This is a genomic window from Leclercia sp., from assembly GCF_036780805.1.
Taxonomy (GTDB): Bacteria; Pseudomonadota; Gammaproteobacteria; order Enterobacterales; family Enterobacteriaceae; genus Enterobacter.
Window position 1 is genome coordinate 1 of sequence record NZ_DAIQCE010000007.1, and the last position, 17,749, is coordinate 17,749.

Genomic DNA, 17,749 nt, shown 5'->3' on the forward strand with positions numbered 1-17,749 from the left:
CTCGCGACCCCGACCTTGGCAAGGTCGTGCTCTACCAACTGAGCTATTCCCGCAAAATCTGTGCTGTCGTAACGATGAATTCTCTGTCGTTACGGGAGGCGCATTATACGAGAAATCCTTTCTGCTGCAACCCCCCTAAAAGCGTTTTTTTATAAATTTAGTTCAAGTGCTGCAATATTCGTCACATTGCGCAATTTTAAATCGTTTTAGCGGTTTAGACCCGGCAAGTGCTGCCCCGCCGGGCCTGCCGCTTATAATTTAATAAAATGTTCGCGGTAGTAAGCCAGTTCCGCCACTGACTCACGGATATCGTCCATCGCCTGGTGAGTGCCCTGCTTCTTGAAGCCATCCAGCATTTCCGGTTTCCAGCGACGGGCCAGCTCTTTCAGGGTGCTTACATCGAGATAACGGTAGTGGAAATAGGCTTCCAGCTCCGGCATATATTTAAACAGGAAGCGGCGATCCTGGCCGATGCTGTTGCCGCAGATAGGCGACTTGCCCTGCGGCACCCACTGCTTGAGGAACGCAATCGTGGCCAGTTCGGCTTCGCGATCGCCAAGCGTACTGGCTTTAACGCGATCCACCAGCCCGCTGCCGGTGTGGGTGCGCACGTTCCAGTCGTCCATCAATGCCAGCTGTTCGTCAGACTGATGCACGGCAATGGTCGGCCCTTCCGCCAGCACATTCAGGTTCGCGTCGGTCACCAGCGTGGCGATCTCAATAATGCGATCGCGCTCGGGATCCAGTCCGGTCATCTCCAGATCGATCCAAATCAGATTGTTTTCATCTGCACTCATGTTATTTTCCACCCTTCTCGCATAACCGGCCGTGGCAGGTTAACTAGTATTAATTAGTGTGTATCATAGAGGTTTTGCCCAATATGGGCGACCAGGAGCCAGCACGATTGAGTAAAAATAAACTCTCCAAAGGGCAGCAGCGCCGCGTGAAAGCCAATCACCAGCGCCGTCTTAAAACCACTTCGGAGAAGGTCGATTACGACGACAACCTGTTTGGCGAGCCCGCGGAAGGCGTAGTGATTAGCCGCTTCGGTATGCATGCCGACGTGGAATCAGGCGATGGCGACGTTCACCGCTGTAATATCCGCCGCACCATCCGCTCACTGGTAACCGGTGACCGCGTGGTATGGCGTCCGGGTAAAGCCGCAGCAGAAGGCGTGACGGTGAAAGGCATCGTGGAAGCCGTGCATGAGCGCACGTCGGTCCTGACGCGCCCTGACTTCTATGACGGCGTAAAACCCATTGCCGCCAATATCGATCAGATCGTGATTGTCTCTGCGATCCTGCCCGAACTGTCGCTGAACATTATCGACCGTTATCTCGTCGCCTGCGAAACCCTGCAGGTTGAACCGCTGATTGTCCTGAACAAGATTGACCTGCTCGACGGCGAAGGCATGGACTTCGTTAACGAGCAGATGGATATCTATCGCAAGATTGGCTATCGCGTGCTGATGGTCTCAAGCCGCACCCAGAATGGCCTGCAGCCGCTCGAAGAGGCATTGACCGATCGCATCACCATCTTTGCCGGTCAGTCCGGGGTGGGTAAATCCAGCCTGCTGAACAATCTGCTCGGTCTGCCGCAGGAGATCCTGACCAACGACGTCTCCGACAACTCCGGTCTGGGCCAGCACACCACCACCGCCTCGCGCCTGTATCACTTCCCGCACGGCGGCGATGTGATCGACTCCCCTGGGGTGCGTGAATTTGGCCTGTGGCATCTCGAGCCCGATCAAATCTTTAACGGCTTTGTCGAATTCCTCGACTATTTAGGCGCCTGTAAATACCGCGACTGTAAGCACGATAACGACCCTGGCTGCGCCATTCGTGCCGCGGTCGAAAACGGTGAAATTGCGGAAACCCGTTTCGCAAACTATCACCATATTCTCGACAGCATGGCGCAGGTAAAAACGCGTAAAAGCTTTTCTGAATCTGATGACTGACAACTAAGCTAAGCGTCGCTAAAATCGTCCCCCTTTTTCAGGTTCCGGCTGTCTGACAGCCGGATCAGGAACGACAAAAACAATGGCCTGGAGGCTACCTTGTTAAACTCATTTAAACTTTCGCTTCAATACATTCTGCCAAAACTGTGGCTCACTCGCCTGGCGGGCTGGGGCGCGAGCAAACGAGCGGGCTGGCTGACCAAGCTGGTGATCGATCTGTTCGTGAAATACTACAAGGTCGATATGCAGGAAGCGCAGAAGCCGGATACCGCCAGCTACCGCACCTTCAACGATTTCTTTGTGCGCCCGTTACGCGATGAAGTACGCCCGCTGAACACCGACCCGAACGTGCTGGTGATGCCTGCTGATGGCGTGATCAGCCAGCTCGGCGCAATCGAAAACGACAAAATCCTGCAAGCAAAAGGCCATAACTACAGCCTGGAAGCTCTGCTGGCTGGCAACTACCTGATGGCGGATCTGTTCCGCAATGGTTCCTTTGCCACCACCTACCTCTCGCCGCGCGACTATCACCGCGTACATATGCCGTGCAACGGCATTCTGCGGGAGATGATCTACGTTCCGGGCGATCTGTTCTCGGTAAATCACCTGACCGCGCAAAACGTACCGAACCTTTTCGCCCGTAACGAGCGCGTAATCTGCCTGTTCGACACCGAATTTGGCCCGATGGCGCAGATTCTGGTGGGTGCCACTATTGTCGGCAGCATTGAGACCGTCTGGGCCGGCACCATTACGCCGCCGCGCGAAGGCGTGATCAAACGCTGGACCTGGCCTGCGGGTGAAAGCGAAGGCTCCGTGGCGCTGCTGAAGGGCCAGGAGATGGGTCGCTTCAAGCTCGGCTCCACCGTGATCAACCTGTTTGCCCCGGGTAAAGTACAGCTGGTTGAACAGCTCGAAAGCCTGTCCGTAACCAAACTCGGCCAGCCGCTGGCGGTGTCGACGGAACCCTTCGTGACAACGGACGCAGAGCCTGCCCCGCTGTCCGATGAAGAGATCGCCGCCGAACTCGAAGCCAGCCCGCTGGTTGATGACAAAAAAGACGCAAGCTAAGCAAAGGTAAACTGACGTGCGCCTGATTATCACTTTGCTGATGGCCTGGTGCCTCAGTACGGGGGCGTACGCAGCGACGGCCCCCGACAGCAAACAAATCTCGCAGGAACTGGAGCAGGCGAAGGCGGCAAAGCCCGCCCAGCCGGAAACCGTTGAGGCGCTCGAGGCTGCGCTGAACGCGCTTGAGGAGCGTAAGGGCTCCCTTGAGCGTGCCACGCAGTATCAGCAGGTCATCGATAACTTCCCCAAACTGTCACAAACCCTGCGCGCGCAGCTGAGCGATCTGCGTGAAGAGCCGCGCCAGGTGCCTGCTGGCATGACCTCTGACACCCTGAATCAGGAGATCCTACAGGTCAGCAGCCAGTTACTGGAAAAAACCCGCCAGGCGCAGCAGGAGCAGGAACGCGCTCGCGATATCGCTGATTCCCTCAATCAGCTGCCTCAGCAGCAAACCGATGCCCGCCGTCAGCTCAATGAGGTTGAACGCCGGGCCGGAGCGCAAACCGGTAATACCTCCCTTAGCCAGGCCCAAAATCTGGGCATCCAGGCAGAATCAGCCAGATTAAAAGCCCTGGTGGATGAGCTTGAGCTGGCCCAGCTCTCGGCCAACAATCGTCAGGAGCTGGCGCGTATGCGCTCTGAGCTGGCGAAAAAACAGGGCGAACAGCTGGATGCTTATCTCCAGGCGCTGCGTAATCAGCTCAACAGCCAGCGCCAGCGCGAAGCCGAGCGGGCGCTGGAGAGCACCGAACTGCTGGCAGAGAACAGCGAGAACCTGCCCACCGGTATTGTCGAGCAGTTTAAGGTCAACCGTGAGCTTTCCGCTGCCCTCAACCAGCAGGCCCAGCGCATGGATCTGGTCGCCTCCCAGCAGCGCCAGGCCACTAATCAAACCCTGCAGGTACGTCAGGCGCTGAATACGCTTCGCGAGCAGTCGCAGTGGCTGGGTTCGTCGAACCTGCTTGGGGAGGCCCTGCGCGCCCAGGTTGCCCGCCTGCCCGAAATGCCAAAACCTCAGCAGCTCGATACCGAAATGGCGCAGCTGCGTGTGCAGCGTCTGCGCTTTGAAGATCTGCTAAATAAGCAGCCGCAGCTGCGCCAGATCCACCAGCCGGACGGCAAGCCGCTGACAGCCGAGCAAAACCGCATTCTCGAAGCCCAGTTAAGAACGCAACGCGAGCTGTTGAACTCCCTGCTCCAGGGGGGCGATACGCTGCTGCTCGAACTGACCAAACTGAAAGTCTCCAACAGCCAGCTGGAAGATGCGTTAAAAGAGGTCAATGAGGCGACTCACCGCTACCTGTTCTGGACCTCAGACGTGCGGCCGATCTCCTTCTCCTGGCCGATTGATATTGTTCAGGACCTGCGGCGTTTGATTTCGCTGGATACCTTCAGCCAGCTCGGCAAAGCCAGCGTGATGATGCTCACCAATAAGGAGACGATTTTCCCGCTGCTGGGGGCGCTGATTCTGGTCGGGTTCAGCATTTACTCCCGTCGGCACTTCACCCGCTTCCTCGACCGCTCCAGCGCGCGCGTCGGCAAGGTGACCCAGGACCATTTCTGGCTCACGCTGCGCACGGTCTTCTGGTCGATCCTGGTGGCCTCGCCGTTGCCGGTGCTGTGGATGACGCTGGGCTATGGCCTGCGCGAAGCCTGGCCTTATCCGCTGGCGGTAGCCATTGGCGCCGGGGTGACGGCCACCGTGCCGCTGCTGTGGGTGGTGATGATCTGCGCCACCTTTGCCCGTCCGAATGGCCTGTTTGTCGCCCACTTTGGCTGGCCGCGTAACCGCGTGGCGCGGGCGATGCGCTACTACCTGATGAGCATCGGACTTATCGTGCCGCTGATCATGGCGCTGATCATGTTTGATAACCTGAACGACCGGGAGTTTTCAGGCTCGCTCGGGCGCCTGTGCTTTATCCTGATTTGCGGTGCGCTGGCCGTGGTAACGCTGAGCCTGAAGAAAGCCGGGATCCCGCTCTATCTCGATAAAGAGGGCAGCGGCGATAACATGGTCAACCATATGCTGTGGAATTTGCTGCTCAGCGCCCCGTTGGCGGCGATTCTGGCGGCGGCCGTCGGCTATCTGGCCACCGCCCAGGCGCTGCTGGCGCGCCTTGAAACCTCGGTGGCCATCTGGTTCCTGCTGCTGGTGGTCTACCACGTAATTCGCCGCTGGATGCTGATTCAACGCCGTCGTCTGGCCTTCGACCGGGCAAAAAACCGCCGGGCCGAAATCCTCGCCCAGCGCGCACGCGGTGAAGAAGAGCCGGCCCATATGCTCAGCACCGAAGGGGTGGTTGACGTCGATGAAACGGAGCTGGATCTGGATGCCATCAGTACCCAGTCCCTGCGCCTGGTGCGTTCCATTCTGATGCTGATCGCCCTGCTGTCCGTTATTGTGCTGTGGTCAGAAATTCATTCGGCGTTTGGCTTCCTGGAGAACATCACCCTCTGGGATGTGACCTCGACGGTCCAGGGCGTAGAGAGCCTGGAACCGATCACGCTCGGGGCGGTACTCATCGCCATTCTGGTGTTCATCATCACCACTCAGCTGATCCGTAACTTCCCGGCGCTGCTGGAGCTGGCCCTGTTGCAGCATCTGGATTTAACCCCAGGTACCGGGTACGCCATCACCACCATCACCAAATACCTGCTGATGCTGTTTGGCGGCCTGGTGGGCTTCTCGATGATCGGTATTGAGTGGTCGAAACTGCAGTGGCTGGTAGCGGCACTCGGGGTCGGGCTCGGGTTTGGTTTGCAGGAGATCTTTGCCAACTTTATCTCTGGCCTGATTATCCTGTTTGAAAAGCCGATCCGTATTGGCGATACCGTCACGATCCGCGATCTGACCGGCAGCATTACGAAGATCAACACCCGTGCCACCACCATCAGCGACTGGGACCGTAAAGAGATCATCGTTCCCAATAAGGCGTTTATCACCGAGCAGTTTATTAACTGGTCGCTGTCGGATTCCGTGACGCGCGTGGTGCTAACCGTGCCGGCCCCGTCGGATGCCAATAGCGAAGAGGTAACGCAGATCCTCTATACGGCGGCCGAGCGCTGCTCGCTGGTGATCAGCACGCCAGAGCCGGAAGTGTTCCTGGTGGATTTACAGCAGGGGATCCAGATTTTCGAACTGCGTATTTACGCGGCCGAGATGGGCCATCGCATGCCGCTGCGCCATGAGATCCACCAGCTGATTCTGGCGGGCTTCCGTGAACACGGTATTGATCTGCCGTTCCCACCGTTCCAGATGCGTCTGGAAAGTCTGGACGGGCGTAAGACGGGAAGAACCTTGACGTCGGCGGCGAAGAAGCGCCCGGCGGGGAGTTTGTAAGCCTGCATGCCCGGCGGCGCTTCGCTTGCACGAGCTTACGGCGTTAAGTAGGCCGGGTAAGCGCAGCGCCACCCGGCAAACTTTTAAGCGCGATCTACGGTAAACGCAATCACATCACCCAGCTGTTCAGCGCCCAGCGCCAGCATCACCAGACGATCGACACCCAGCGCCACGCCGGAGCAGTCCGGCAAACCGGCTTTTAACGCGCCCAGCAGATTGTGGTCAATAGGCTGCTGCGGCAGGCCGCGCGCGGCCCGCTTGCGGTTATCCTGATCGAAACGCTGCTGCTGTTCCCGGGCGTCGGTCAGTTCGTGGAAACCATTCGCCAGCTCAATACCTTTAAAGTAGACCTCGAAACGCTCTGCCACGCGGTGATCTTCAGTGCTGATCTGCGCCAGTGACGCCTGGCTTGCCGGGAAGTGATAGACAAAGGTCGGGCGATCTTTGCCAATCTGCGGCTCCACGCCAAAGGTAAAGAGCAGCTGCAGCAGCGTGTCGCGGTCTTCTTCGGTATCGGCAACGTTACTGAGATCCAGTTTTGCCGCCGCTTCACGCAGCTGGGTTTTGTCCGCTGAGAGCGGATCAATCTCCAGATGGCGCTGGAAAACCTGCTGGTAAGAGAGAGTTTCAGCTTCCGGGCACTCCAGCACCTGCTGTAGCAGATCGTCCACCTCATTCATCAGGCGATACATATCATAGTGCGGGCGGTACCACTCCAGCATGGTGAATTCCGGGTTGTGGTGACGCCCCATCTCTTCATTGCGGAAACTGCGGCACAGCTGATACACCGGCCCACATCCCGCTGCCAGCAGGCGCTTCATATGGTATTCCGGGCTGGTCATCAGGTAGAGATTCATCCCCTGGGAGTGGCCAGGACCAACAAAACGGGTTTCAAACGGCACCAGATGAATATCCGTGACCGTCGCCTGACTCATGCATGGCGTTTCCACCTCCAGCACACCGCGATCGGCAAAGAAGCGGCGAATCTCCGCCATAATTGCTGCGCGTTTTAACAGATTGGGGATGGATGCGCTCGGCTGCCAGGTGGCCGTTTCGCTCATGAGAATTTCTCCGATTTCAGACAAGGGGACGAAGTCTACTCGTAACCTATGGCGGAGACAAATTTTGCACAGTCAATTTTGTGGTTTTTATAACTCCCAATAATTTCGTGACGTGATTCATCAATTGCAATGATAAATCGAAGGAAAGAACCGCAAAAAAATCGAACACGTCAAATTTCCCTTTCTTTCCTACGGCTATACTGCGTTACCCATAAAGGAGCAGTGGAATCGCTTTCGCATTTTCCCTCCCGGGACGTGCACTACCTTAGGGTAGATGAGATGCGAAATATCAAAAATCTGGAGGAATGTCGTGCATACCTTTCAAGCCGATTTAGCCATTATTGGCGCTGGCGGAGCGGGATTACGCGCAGCGATTGCTGCAGCCCAGGCTAACCCAAACGCTAAAATTGCCCTGATTTCAAAAGTCTATCCGATGCGCAGCCACACGGTCGCCGCAGAGGGGGGATCCGCCGCCGTCGCGCAGGATCATGACAGCTTTGAATACCACTTTCACGACACCGTCGCCGGTGGCGACTGGCTTTGCGAACAGGATGTCGTTGATTATTTCGTGCATCATTGCCCGACGGAGATGACCCAGCTGGAGCAGTGGGGTTGTCCGTGGAGTCGCCGTGATGACGGCAGCGTCAACGTGCGTCGCTTCGGCGGCATGAAGATTGAGCGTACCTGGTTTGCCGCCGATAAGACCGGCTTCCATATGCTCCACACCCTGTTCCAGACCTCGCTACAGTTCCCCCAGATCCAGCGCTTCGACGAACATTTTGTCCTCGACATTCTGGTTGACGACGGCCAGGCTCGCGGCCTGGTAGCGATGAACATGATGGAAGGCTCGCTGGTCCAGATCCGCGCCAATGCCGTGGTGATGGCGACCGGCGGCGCCGGACGTGTTTACCGCTACAACACCAACGGCGGCATCGTGACAGGTGACGGGATGGGCATGGCGCTCAGCCACGGCGTACCGCTGCGCGATATGGAGTTCGTCCAGTATCACCCGACCGGTCTGCCGGGCTCCGGGATCCTGATGACTGAAGGCTGCCGCGGCGAAGGCGGTATTCTGGTTAATAAAGACGGCTATCGCTATCTGCAGGATTACGGCATGGGCCCGGAAACCCCGCTGGGTGAGCCGAAGAACAAATATATGGAGCTTGGTCCGCGCGATAAAGTTTCTCAGGCCTTCTGGCACGAGTGGCGCAAAGGCAACACCATCCCGACCCCACGCGGCGATGTGGTCTATCTCGACCTGCGCCACCTGGGCGAGAAGAAACTGCTGGAACGTCTGCCGTTCATCTGTGAACTGTCGAAAGCCTATGTCGGCGTCGACCCGGTTAAAGATCCGATCCCGGTACGTCCTACCGCGCACTACACCATGGGCGGTATCGAAACCGACCAGCAGTGCGAAACCCGTATCAAAGGCCTGTTTGCGGTGGGCGAATGCTCCTCCGTCGGCCTGCATGGCGCTAACCGCCTGGGCTCCAACTCGCTGGCCGAGCTGGTGGTGTTTGGTCGTCTGGCGGGTGAACAGGCCATGGCGCGTGCCGCGACTGCTGGCGCGGCTAACGGTGCCGCGCTCGATGCGCAGGTTGCCGATGTTGAGCAGCGTCTGAAAAACCTGGTGAATCAGGAAGGCAGCGAGAACTGGGCGAAAATCCGCGATGAGATGGGGCTTTCCATGGAAGAAGGCTGCGGGATTTACCGTACGCCGGAGCTGATGCAGAAAACCATCGACAAGCTGGCTGAGCTGCAGGAGCGCTTCAAGCGCGTGCGGGTGACGGACACCTCCAGCGTTTTCAACACCGATCTGCTCTACACCATTGAGCTGGGTCACGGGCTGAACGTTGCCGAATGTATGGCGCACTCCGCCATGGCGCGTAAAGAGTCGCGCGGTGCGCATCAGCGTCTGGACGAAGGCTGCACGGAGCGTGACGACGTCAACTTCCTCAAGCATACCCTCGCTTATCGCGACGCTAACGGCACGACCCGTCTCGACTACAGCGATGTGAAGATCACCACGCTGGCACCGGCGAAACGCGTTTACGGTGCAGAAGCGGAAGCAGCCGAGAAGAAGGAGACCGCGAATGGCTGAGATGCAAACCCTGAAAGTTGAAGTGGTGCGCTACAACCCGGAAGTGGACAGCGCGCCGCACAGCACTTTCTATGAAGTTCCCTACGATGAGCAGACCTCCCTGCTGGACGCGCTGGGCTACATCAAAGACAACCTGGCACCGGACCTGAGCTACCGCTGGTCCTGTCGGATGGCGATTTGCGGCTCCTGCGGCATGATGGTCAATAAAGTGCCAAAGCTGGCCTGCAAGACGTTCCTGCGTGAGTACCCAAAAGGGATGAAGGTCGAAGCGCTGGCTAACTTCCCCATTGAGCGCGATCTGGTGGTCGACATGACCCACTTCATCGAAAGCCTGGAAGCCATTAAGCCGTACATCATTGGCAACCCGCGCACGCCGGATCAGGGGCCGAACAAGCAAACCCCGGCGCAGATGGCCAAGTATCATCAGTTCTCCGGCTGCATTAACTGTGGCCTGTGCTACGCCGCCTGTCCGCAGTTTGGTCTGAATCCGGAGTTTATTGGCCCTGCCGCCATTACCCTGGCGCATCGCTATAACGAAGACAGCCGTGACCACGGTAAGAAAGAACGTATGGCGCAGCTGAACGGCCAGAACGGCGTCTGGACCTGTACCTTTGTCGGCTACTGCTCGGAAGTCTGTCCGAAGCACGTCGACCCGGCCGCCGCGATCCAACAGGGCAAAGTAGAAAGCTCGAAAGACTTTCTTATCGCCACCCTGAAACCACGCTAAGGAGTGCATGATGATGACTAAACGCAAAGCCTATGTACGGCCGATGCCGTCCACCTGGTGGAAAAATCTGCCGTTTTATCGCTTCTATATGCTGCGTGAAGGCACGGCAGTGCCGGCGGTGTGGTTCAGCATCGAACTGATGTACGGCCTGTTTGCCCTGAAGCACGGTCCGGAGACCTGGGCCGGTTTTGTCGGGTTCCTGCAGAACCCGATTGTGGTGATCCTGAATATCATCGTGCTGGCGGCAGCGCTGTTGCATACCAAAACCTGGTTTGAACTGGCGCCGAAAGCGGCAAATATTATCGTTAAAAACGAGAAACTGGGGCCAGAGCCAATCATCAAAGGGCTCTGGGCGGTGACTGCGGTGGTGACCGTGGTAATTCTTGGCGTAGCCCTGTTCTGGTAAGGAGACCACTGTGATTAATCCAAATCCAAAACGTTCTGACGAACCCGTCTTCTGGGGGCTCTTTGGGGCAGGCGGCATGTGGTGCGCTATTATCGCACCGGTCATTATTCTGCTGGTGGGCATTATGCTGCCGCTGGGGCTCTACCCTGGCGACGCGCTGAGCTATGAACGGGTACTGGCCTTTGCCCACAGCTTAATTGGTCGGGTATTCATCTTTCTGATGATTGTTCTGCCGCTGTGGTGTGGCCTGCACCGTATTCATCATGCCATGCACGATCTGAAGATCCACGTCCCTAACGGGAAATGGGTGTTCTATGGACTGGCGGCCATTCTGAGCGTGGTCACGCTGGTTGCCGTCGTCTTTATGTGATCTCTCCCCCGCTCTCCTGCCTGCCGGTGGGAGAGCAAAATTCCTGTCAGGTTCTACACTTAACAAAAATCCTGTAAGGAAACGCCTATGCGCATCCTGCCCGTCTTCGCCGCCGTTGCCGCTGCATTTCTGGTTGTTGCCTGTAGTGCTCCTACCCCGCCCCCGGGCGTGACCGTCGTTCGGCCCTTCAACGCCCAGCACTTTATGGGCACCTGGTATGAAATTGCCCGTTTTGACCATCGCTTTGAACGCGCCCTGCAAAAGGTGACGGCTCACTACAGCCTGATGAGCGACGGCGGTATTCAGGTTATCAACCGGGGCTACAACCCTGAACGCGACATGTGGCAAAAAGTGACAGGGAAAGCGTACTTTACCGGCGCGTCTGACACCGCCGCGCTGAAAGTTTCTTTTATCGGTCCTTTTTATGGCGGCTATAACGTGATTGCGCTGGATAAGGATTACCAGCATGCGCTGGTGTGCGGGCCCGACAGGGACTACCTGTGGATCCTCTCCCGCACACCGACGATTTCAAATGAGATGAAACAGAGGCTACTGGATTCTGCCACCCGGCAGGGATTTGATATCAGCCAGTTGGTCTGGGTTGAACAGCCCCATTAATGGGTGCTGAGCTTCAGCCCGATAATTCCGGCAACAATCAATGCGAGGCTGGCAATACGCGCCAGGCTCGCCGATTCACCCAGCAGTAAAATCCCGGTAATGGCTGCCCCTACCGCACCAATCCCCGTCCACACCGCATACGCGGTTCCCACGGGGAGCGAGCGCATGGCCCATGAGAGCAGCACAATACTCACGATCATTGCAGAAACGGTAATAATGCTCGGCGTGAGGCGCGTAAACCCGTGAGTATATTTCAGGCCAATGGCCCAAACCACTTCGAGTAAACCGGCAATAACAAGAATAATCCACGGCATACAGGCTCCTTAACTTAAACAACAGTCTGGGGCCGTCCCCGATGAGAGATGTGCTTATGGGTCGTCCCATAAGACAGATGAACTGCTTATTGTGAAGAGCGTGAATTCATTTTTCAACTTGTTTGTTTCAGGCTCCACTTAAGCGATTGAAAGCAAGAAATAGACGTAATTAGCAGCGAAATTCCATCATTTATCACTCATCCGACTTCTTTATTATTGGAGCCCTTCCTGAAGGCAGGAAGCGACTACACTTTGCCGATTGCGAAAAACTAATGTTCAAAATTCTTTTGATTGACCGGTGTCATTACACCCGCATGGGCCTGGAAATGTGGATCAATCATTCAGGGCTGTTCCCCACCCCGGTGTTAGTGACGGGTCTTAATAATCTCTTTCTGGCCAGGGAGCATATCCTGCAATGGAAACCGACGCTGGTGATTGCAGACTTGCAGGGCTTTACGTCAGACATACAAAATATCCAGCAGCTCTCTTCTGTGATGAGCGCCAGTGAAACCGTGCCTTTTGTACTGCTTCATTCTGAAGAACAACCTGAAGTGTCGGCATTTATGAATACCTTTCCCCTGTGGGCATCGTTAGCCAAAACGACCCCGCTTGAGTTACTGGCGCAGACAATTAATGCCGCGTTAGTCTCAAAGGAAATCAGTGAACCGGCACCTGCCGCTACGCCATTACTGACGCGTCAGGAAGAGAAAGTGTTAACGCTATGGATGGAGGGTGCCAGCAACCAGAAGATTGCCAGCAAACTGAGCATTCATGGAAAAACGGTCTATACCTACAAGCGCAATATTCGGATGAAATTGCACATGGATACACGGTACTCGCCGTTTTTGTCGCTGCCCGGAGCGGTAAACTGAGGGTACGGCGACATATTCAGTCCCGTACCGCCCAAGATTACTGCTGTGCTTTAGTTGCCGCACCAGAAATCGCGCTACCGCCAGTGGAGATATCTTCACCGACGCCGCGAGTGGTATTACAGGCAGTTAGCGCTGATGAAAGCACCAAAACAGAAAAGATCGCTACAAATGTTTTCTTAAGCATAATGTCTTCCTTTTTTAGCCAAAGTTATTGTGTACAGCTACATAAGCATAGCCAGGATCCTGGCGAGTGACGGAAAAGGAAGAATTTTTAGGAAAAGTAGAAAGTATCAGGAGGCGGCGTGTGAAATAGCATGGCCCAGGCTTCTGATGTCTTCCCCGACGCCACGGGCCGTGTTACATCCGGCAAGCAGTGAGCTGGCAAGAACCATTAGCAGTAAAATTTTGATTGTGCGCGGCATCGTCCATGATCCTCATGAGGTCAAAAGGCGCAGCACGACACTGCGCCTTTCATCCCGAAGTGAATTACTTCACGCGAGAAACGTATTCACCAGAGCGGGTGTCCACTTTGATGACTTCGCCAGTCTGAACGAACAGCGGAACTTTAACCACTGCACCGGTAGACAGCTTGGCTGGCTTGCCGCCAGTACCTGCGGTGTCGCCTTTCAGACCTGGATCGGTTTCAACGATTTCCAGCTCAACGAAGTTTGGCGGGGTCACAGCGATAGGCTGGCCGTTCCACAGAGTAACGATGCACTCCGCCTGGTCCAGCAGCCATTTAGCGCTGTCCCCAACCGCTTTCTCGTCAGCTGACAGCTGCTCGAAAGTGGAGTTATTCATGAAGTGATAGAATTCACCGTCGTTATAGAGGTAGGTCAGGTTCATATCAACAACGTCTGCGCCTTCGGCGGAGTCGGTGGATTTGAAGGTTTTCTCTACACGGGTACCGGTCAGCAGGCGGCGCAGCTTAACGCGTGCGAATGCCTGACCTTTACCTGGTTTAACGAATTCGCTGGCTTCAACCGCGTACGGTTCGCCGTCCATCATGATTTTAAGACCGGCACGAAAATCGTTGCTATAGTAAGTCGCCATAAGGCCCTCTGAAATTGTTAACTGGTAGCTAAGCCACAAAATGGCGCATATTGTAACCCTAAACACCCCATCCAGAGAAGATTGGTTATTACAACTTGCCGATGTAATAACCGACCCGGATGAACTGCTGCGTCTTTTAAATGTAGACGCTGATGAAAAACTCCTTGCCGGACGTGAAGCGAAACGCCTGTTTGCGCTACGTGTGCCGCGCGCCTTTGTGGCGCGAATGGAGAAAGGCAACCCTGACGATCCGTTATTAAAACAGGTGCTTACGGTGCAGGACGAGTTCGTCTCCGCCCCTGGCTTCAGCACCGATCCCCTGGAAGAACAGAAGAGCGTGGTACCCGGGTTACTGCATAAGTATCGCAATCGCGCATTATTGCTTGTGAAAGGCGGATGCGCGGTAAATTGTCGTTACTGCTTCCGTCGTCACTTTCCCTATGCCGACAACCAGGGAAACAAGCGTAACTGGCAGGCCGCCCTCAACTATATTGCCGCCCATTCAGAGCTCGATGAGATCATCTTTTCGGGTGGCGATCCGCTCATGGCGAAAGATCATGAGCTGGACTGGTTGATCACGCAGCTTGAAGCGATCCCACATATTAAACGGCTGCGCATTCACAGCCGATTACCGATCGTTATTCCGGCACGCATTACCGATGAGCTGACCCGTCGACTGGCGCGTTCCTCGCTGCAAATCTTATTGGTCAATCATATTAACCACGCCAATGAAATTGATGACACATTCCGGGCTGCAATGTCGCGGCTGCGTCAGGCTGGCGTGACATTGCTCAACCAGAGCGTTCTGCTGCGCGGTGTGAACAATAGCGCCGCAATCTTAGCCGATCTGAGCAATGCTCTGTTTGATGCCGGAGTAATGCCTTACTACATCCATGTGCTGGATAAAGTACAGGGTGCTGCACACTTTATGGTCGGTGATAATGAAGCCCGTGCCATCATGCGCGAATTGCTGACGCTGGTTTCCGGGTACATGGTACCGAAGCTGGCGCGTGAGATTGGTGGGGAACCGAGCAAAACGCCGCTGGATTTAGGGCTGAAACAATATTAAAAACACCTGTCTGGTCCAGTAAACCAGGCAGGCTATAAACGGGATATTTGAGCAATATTTCTATACTAAAAGAACATACACTATCTATTCAAATAGCTAGAAATCAATGACATAAGCTCCAAAAAAATAAAAACAATGAGGAGCCAGATAAGCCATTTCGGTATTGCCGATTTATTGCCAACTTGCTGGAGAGACGCATTTGTTGTACTGATATTTTCTTTTGTACCGGTAACTTCAGGCAAGGGAGACTGTTGCTTCGCATTCGCCATAACCGGTGCAGGTCCTGTCACCTGAACGCTCTTTTCATCTTCAATTGGTTGAATTCGAGTATCCATTGCCAGCGTAAAACCTTTTCGGCGAACCGTAACGATTATCTCTTCCGTTAGTCCGACTTTTTTTAAAGATTTCCTTAACAGTGAAATATTCTGGTAAAACGTATTCTGTGATACTACGATACCTCGCACCTGCCAAACCTGCTCCATAAAGCAATCTCTGGAAGCAACTTCGCCTTTTTTTTCAATTAAAAGCTGCAAACAACGTGCGGTTGGCGCATTTAGCACGATGACTTCACCCGCATCATCAAGCGACTTTAACTCGCAAGAATTCGCATCGAAAATAATTTCTTCGTTAATTATAAATAAACTGAATGCCATTGTTCGTAATTTTCCTTATACGTTCAAAGGTTAATAAATTGCAACTCATCCTGAGTAACATGAAGCTCGCTATTTCATATAAATAATCACCAGATTTTATTCATAGGAGACCTACTCCATAGCGATAAATCCTATCACAGGAAAACCGATCTTAGAAAGCACATTTATGACACTCAAAACCTATACAAAATCAAAAAGACGGCACAATTTAAACTTAATTTAAATTAAACAACCTCTAAACTAATCGCCAAAAATCACTCCAAAAACGATGAAATCAAAATTCATCTTCGCTTTTACTATACCAGGCCAACCATTTACTTAGCCGTCTACTTAGCTCCTCCTGGACAAAAATTTCACTGCAAAAAAACCTCGTGAGATTTAATAATTCATTTATAAAAATCGATTTTCTGCATCTTTTTATCCAGATCGAAACGTAAAATAGCGAGATAGTCGAAGGTAACATTTAAATTTCATATGATAACAGCACAAGTATTACTTCCACCAATCATATTCCGCGATCTTGCTAAATCAAAAAATCACAAACATAAAAAATATAATAAATAATGCGGCTACCCCCTACGATAGTTAATTCAAAAAAATTCACATGCGGCCAGTACAAAAAAATAATAGATTACGCGTCACCTCAGTACATCGGTTGTAACTATTGATGTGGGTAAGTACGTCAAGGAAGGAAATTGGCGCACGTCAATGGCAGCTTAAGCAATGTAAGAGGCATAAGGATAGACTCGCCCAATAACCATGACGGGTCTATTTCACCGCAGGAATGGTTATTCATTAATTATGGATTAAACAAATGAAAAAAAATATTATTGCTGTTATGGTTGCTACTGCTGCAGTTCTGAGCACGCAGGCTTTCGCTGTAGGGAATACGGCTCAGATTGTTATTCACGGTACCGTTACTGATACCGATAACTCCTGTAACATCACGCCATACGGCTCTATTACTGGCGGTACCGTTGTACTGGACGATATCAAAGTGTCTGCGTTAGAAGCACTGGCGATTAACACTCCTTCTATCGCTTCTGCAAAAGACATCACTTATAAAATCGCTGACTGTAAGAAAGCAGGTAAAGATTTCGATGGCAACCTGACTGTGAACGTATCTGGTGATTATATCTCCGGCACCCCAGATATTCTGAGCAACCAGGCAGCAAACCCAGCTAAAAACACAGGCCTGGCTCTGATCAACAGCGACTCTACTCGCGTAACCTTCGACGGTACTGGATCAAAAACTATTTCCTATACCAAAGACACGCCAACCCTGCTGACCTACAAAGCGGCCTACGTTAAAACTGCAGCTGGTGTAGCAGCTGGTGATGTTAAAGGTGTTGCAACTTTCACTATCACTTATTAATTTTTTGACGGAGCCTGCCGCTGGCAGACTCCGTTTTTTAATTCAGGGATTGAATTATGCGTAAGTCTATTTATCAACTCATCGCTCTGGTCACACTGGCAGTAAGTGGTATTGCTAATAGCGGTGTTGTTATTGAATCAATACGTTATATCTATAAAGAGGGATCGCGTGAAATCAGTGCTCAGATGGAAAATAAAGATGATAGCCCATTCCTGATGAAATCGTGGGTTGAACCTGCCGAGGGTGAGAGTAACACTTACTTTATGGTTACGCCTCCACTGTTCCGTCTGGAAGGTAAACAAATGAACACGGTCCGTATTTTCCCCAACGCTCTTATTTCAAAAGCGCCGACCGATCGTGACAGCGTTTATTTCTTTAATATCATGTCTATTCCTCCTACTAACGAAAGCCTCGAAGGTGAAAATAAACTGCAACTCGCGGTTCGCCATAGAATGCGTCTGATCTATCGACCGAAGGCGATTCAGGGCATTAACGTTAGCAATGAAGTCACTAAGCTTGAATGGCGCAGAGCCAACAATAAACTAACAATCAAAAATCCGACGCCTTTCTTCCTCTACTTCAGATCAGTGATGATCAACGGTAAAGAATTGAGCGAAATAGTTCCACATATTGCCCCCTTTGCAACCAGTGAATTCACTCTTCCTGCAGGTATTGATGGCCGTCAAGTCAAATGGGCGATTGCTAACGAGCACGGCGGAACAGGATCTACTCATACATCATCACTTTGATGATGACTGCTTTCAG

At 53.5% G+C, this 17,749-nt stretch carries 19 protein-coding genes; 12 read left to right on the plus strand and 7 right to left on the minus strand.

Annotated elements, in window-relative coordinates; translation table 11 throughout:
- Positions 1 to 251: 251 nt before the first annotated feature.
- Positions 252 to 797 (minus strand): oligoribonuclease, encoded by a 546-nt coding sequence (gene orn, locus V7Q49_RS16185; RefSeq protein WP_333853537.1) that lies wholly within the window; start codon positions 795 to 797, stop codon positions 252 to 254.
- 107 nt (positions 798 to 904) lie between these two features.
- Between orn and rsgA the strand changes: the two genes are divergently transcribed.
- The 3 genes from rsgA (at position 905) to mscM (ending at position 6,365) form a co-directional block, all read left to right on the plus strand.
- Complete coding sequence (rsgA, locus tag V7Q49_RS16190; RefSeq protein ID WP_333853538.1) at positions 905 to 1,957, plus strand: small ribosomal subunit biogenesis GTPase RsgA; 1,053 nt, start codon at positions 905 to 907, stop codon at positions 1,955 to 1,957.
- A 99-nt stretch (positions 1,958 to 2,056) separates the two neighbouring features.
- Positions 2,057 to 3,025, plus strand: coding sequence for an archaetidylserine decarboxylase (gene asd, locus V7Q49_RS16195; protein WP_333853539.1), 969 nt, complete (start codon positions 2,057 to 2,059; stop codon positions 3,023 to 3,025).
- A 16-nt stretch (positions 3,026 to 3,041) separates the two neighbouring features.
- Positions 3,042 to 6,365, plus strand: a complete 3,324-nt coding sequence (gene mscM / locus V7Q49_RS16200; RefSeq protein ID WP_333853540.1) for a miniconductance mechanosensitive channel MscM — start codon at positions 3,042 to 3,044, stop codon at positions 6,363 to 6,365.
- A gap of 83 nt (positions 6,366 to 6,448) precedes the next feature.
- On the opposite strand, the gene epmA is transcribed toward mscM, so the two are convergent.
- On the minus strand, positions 6,449 to 7,426 hold the full coding sequence (epmA, locus tag V7Q49_RS16205) for an elongation factor P--(R)-beta-lysine ligase (protein ID WP_166181376.1): 978 nt from the start codon (positions 7,424 to 7,426) through the stop codon (positions 6,449 to 6,451).
- A 310-nt stretch (positions 7,427 to 7,736) separates the two neighbouring features.
- Here epmA and frdA point away from each other — a divergent pair, with 310 nt between their 5' ends.
- From frdA to blc, 5 genes are all read left to right on the plus strand, one after another.
- Complete coding sequence (gene frdA / locus V7Q49_RS16210) at positions 7,737 to 9,527, plus strand: fumarate reductase (quinol) flavoprotein subunit (protein WP_333853541.1); 1,791 nt, start codon at positions 7,737 to 7,739, stop codon at positions 9,525 to 9,527.
- Positions 9,520 to 10,254 carry a succinate dehydrogenase/fumarate reductase iron-sulfur subunit gene (locus V7Q49_RS16215; protein ID WP_039028428.1) on the plus strand — a complete coding sequence of 245 codons (735 nt, stop codon included), beginning with the start codon at positions 9,520 to 9,522 and terminating at the stop codon, positions 10,252 to 10,254. Before frdA ends, V7Q49_RS16215 begins: the two co-directional genes overlap by 8 nt.
- 10 nt (positions 10,255 to 10,264) lie before the next feature.
- Positions 10,265 to 10,660: a fumarate reductase subunit FrdC gene (gene frdC, locus V7Q49_RS16220; protein WP_333853542.1), complete on the plus strand. Its 396-nt coding sequence runs from the start codon at positions 10,265 to 10,267 to the stop codon at positions 10,658 to 10,660.
- Between the two features lie 10 nt (positions 10,661 to 10,670).
- Positions 10,671 to 11,030, plus strand: a complete 360-nt coding sequence (gene frdD / locus V7Q49_RS16225) for a fumarate reductase subunit FrdD (RefSeq protein ID WP_333853543.1) — start codon at positions 10,671 to 10,673, stop codon at positions 11,028 to 11,030.
- An 87-nt stretch (positions 11,031 to 11,117) separates the two neighbouring features.
- Entirely contained in the window at positions 11,118 to 11,648 is a 531-nt protein-coding gene (blc, locus tag V7Q49_RS16230; RefSeq protein WP_333853544.1) for an outer membrane lipoprotein Blc, read from the plus strand.
- Here the strand turns inward: blc and sugE are convergent.
- Entirely contained in the window at positions 11,645 to 11,962 is a 318-nt protein-coding gene (gene sugE, locus V7Q49_RS16235; protein ID WP_333853545.1) for a quaternary ammonium compound efflux SMR transporter SugE, read from the minus strand. The genes blc and sugE overlap by 4 nt on opposite strands.
- A 272-nt stretch (positions 11,963 to 12,234) precedes the next feature.
- Between sugE and V7Q49_RS16240 the strand changes: the two genes are divergently transcribed.
- A complete protein-coding gene (locus V7Q49_RS16240; protein WP_333853546.1) occupies positions 12,235 to 12,834 on the plus strand; it encodes a helix-turn-helix transcriptional regulator in 600 nt (199 codons plus the stop codon).
- A 37-nt stretch (positions 12,835 to 12,871) separates the two neighbouring features.
- On the opposite strand, the gene ecnB is transcribed toward V7Q49_RS16240, so the two are convergent.
- The 3 genes from ecnB to efp all read right to left on the minus strand — a co-directional run bounded on the left by ecnB (position 12,872) and on the right by efp (position 13,887).
- Positions 12,872 to 13,018, minus strand: coding sequence for a lipoprotein toxin entericidin B (gene ecnB / locus V7Q49_RS16245; protein WP_333853547.1), 147 nt, complete (start codon positions 13,016 to 13,018; stop codon positions 12,872 to 12,874).
- Positions 13,019 to 13,124: 106 nt separating this feature from the next.
- Positions 13,125 to 13,256, minus strand: a complete 132-nt coding sequence (locus V7Q49_RS16250) for an entericidin A/B family lipoprotein (protein ID WP_333853548.1) — start codon at positions 13,254 to 13,256, stop codon at positions 13,125 to 13,127.
- A 64-nt stretch (positions 13,257 to 13,320) separates the two neighbouring features.
- Positions 13,321 to 13,887 carry an elongation factor P gene (gene efp / locus V7Q49_RS16255; protein WP_010427766.1) on the minus strand — a complete coding sequence of 189 codons (567 nt, stop codon included), beginning with the start codon at positions 13,885 to 13,887 and terminating at the stop codon, positions 13,321 to 13,323.
- A gap of 40 nt (positions 13,888 to 13,927) precedes the next feature.
- Between efp and epmB the strand changes: the two genes are divergently transcribed.
- Positions 13,928 to 14,956, plus strand: coding sequence for an EF-P beta-lysylation protein EpmB (epmB, locus tag V7Q49_RS16260; RefSeq protein WP_333853549.1), 1,029 nt, complete (start codon positions 13,928 to 13,930; stop codon positions 14,954 to 14,956).
- A gap of 80 nt (positions 14,957 to 15,036) precedes the next feature.
- Here the strand turns inward: epmB and V7Q49_RS16265 are convergent, their stop codons facing one another.
- Entirely contained in the window at positions 15,037 to 15,609 is a 573-nt protein-coding gene (locus V7Q49_RS16265) for a winged helix-turn-helix domain-containing protein (RefSeq protein WP_333853550.1), read from the minus strand.
- An 814-nt stretch (positions 15,610 to 16,423) separates the two neighbouring features.
- Here V7Q49_RS16265 and V7Q49_RS16270 point away from each other — a divergent pair.
- Positions 16,424 to 16,984, plus strand: coding sequence for a fimbrial protein (locus V7Q49_RS16270; protein ID WP_333853551.1), 561 nt, complete (start codon positions 16,424 to 16,426; stop codon positions 16,982 to 16,984).
- 56 nt (positions 16,985 to 17,040) lie between these two features.
- Positions 17,041 to 17,733, plus strand: a complete 693-nt coding sequence (locus tag V7Q49_RS16275; protein WP_333853552.1) for a fimbrial biogenesis chaperone — start codon at positions 17,041 to 17,043, stop codon at positions 17,731 to 17,733.
- Positions 17,734 to 17,749: the final 16 nt, after the last annotated feature.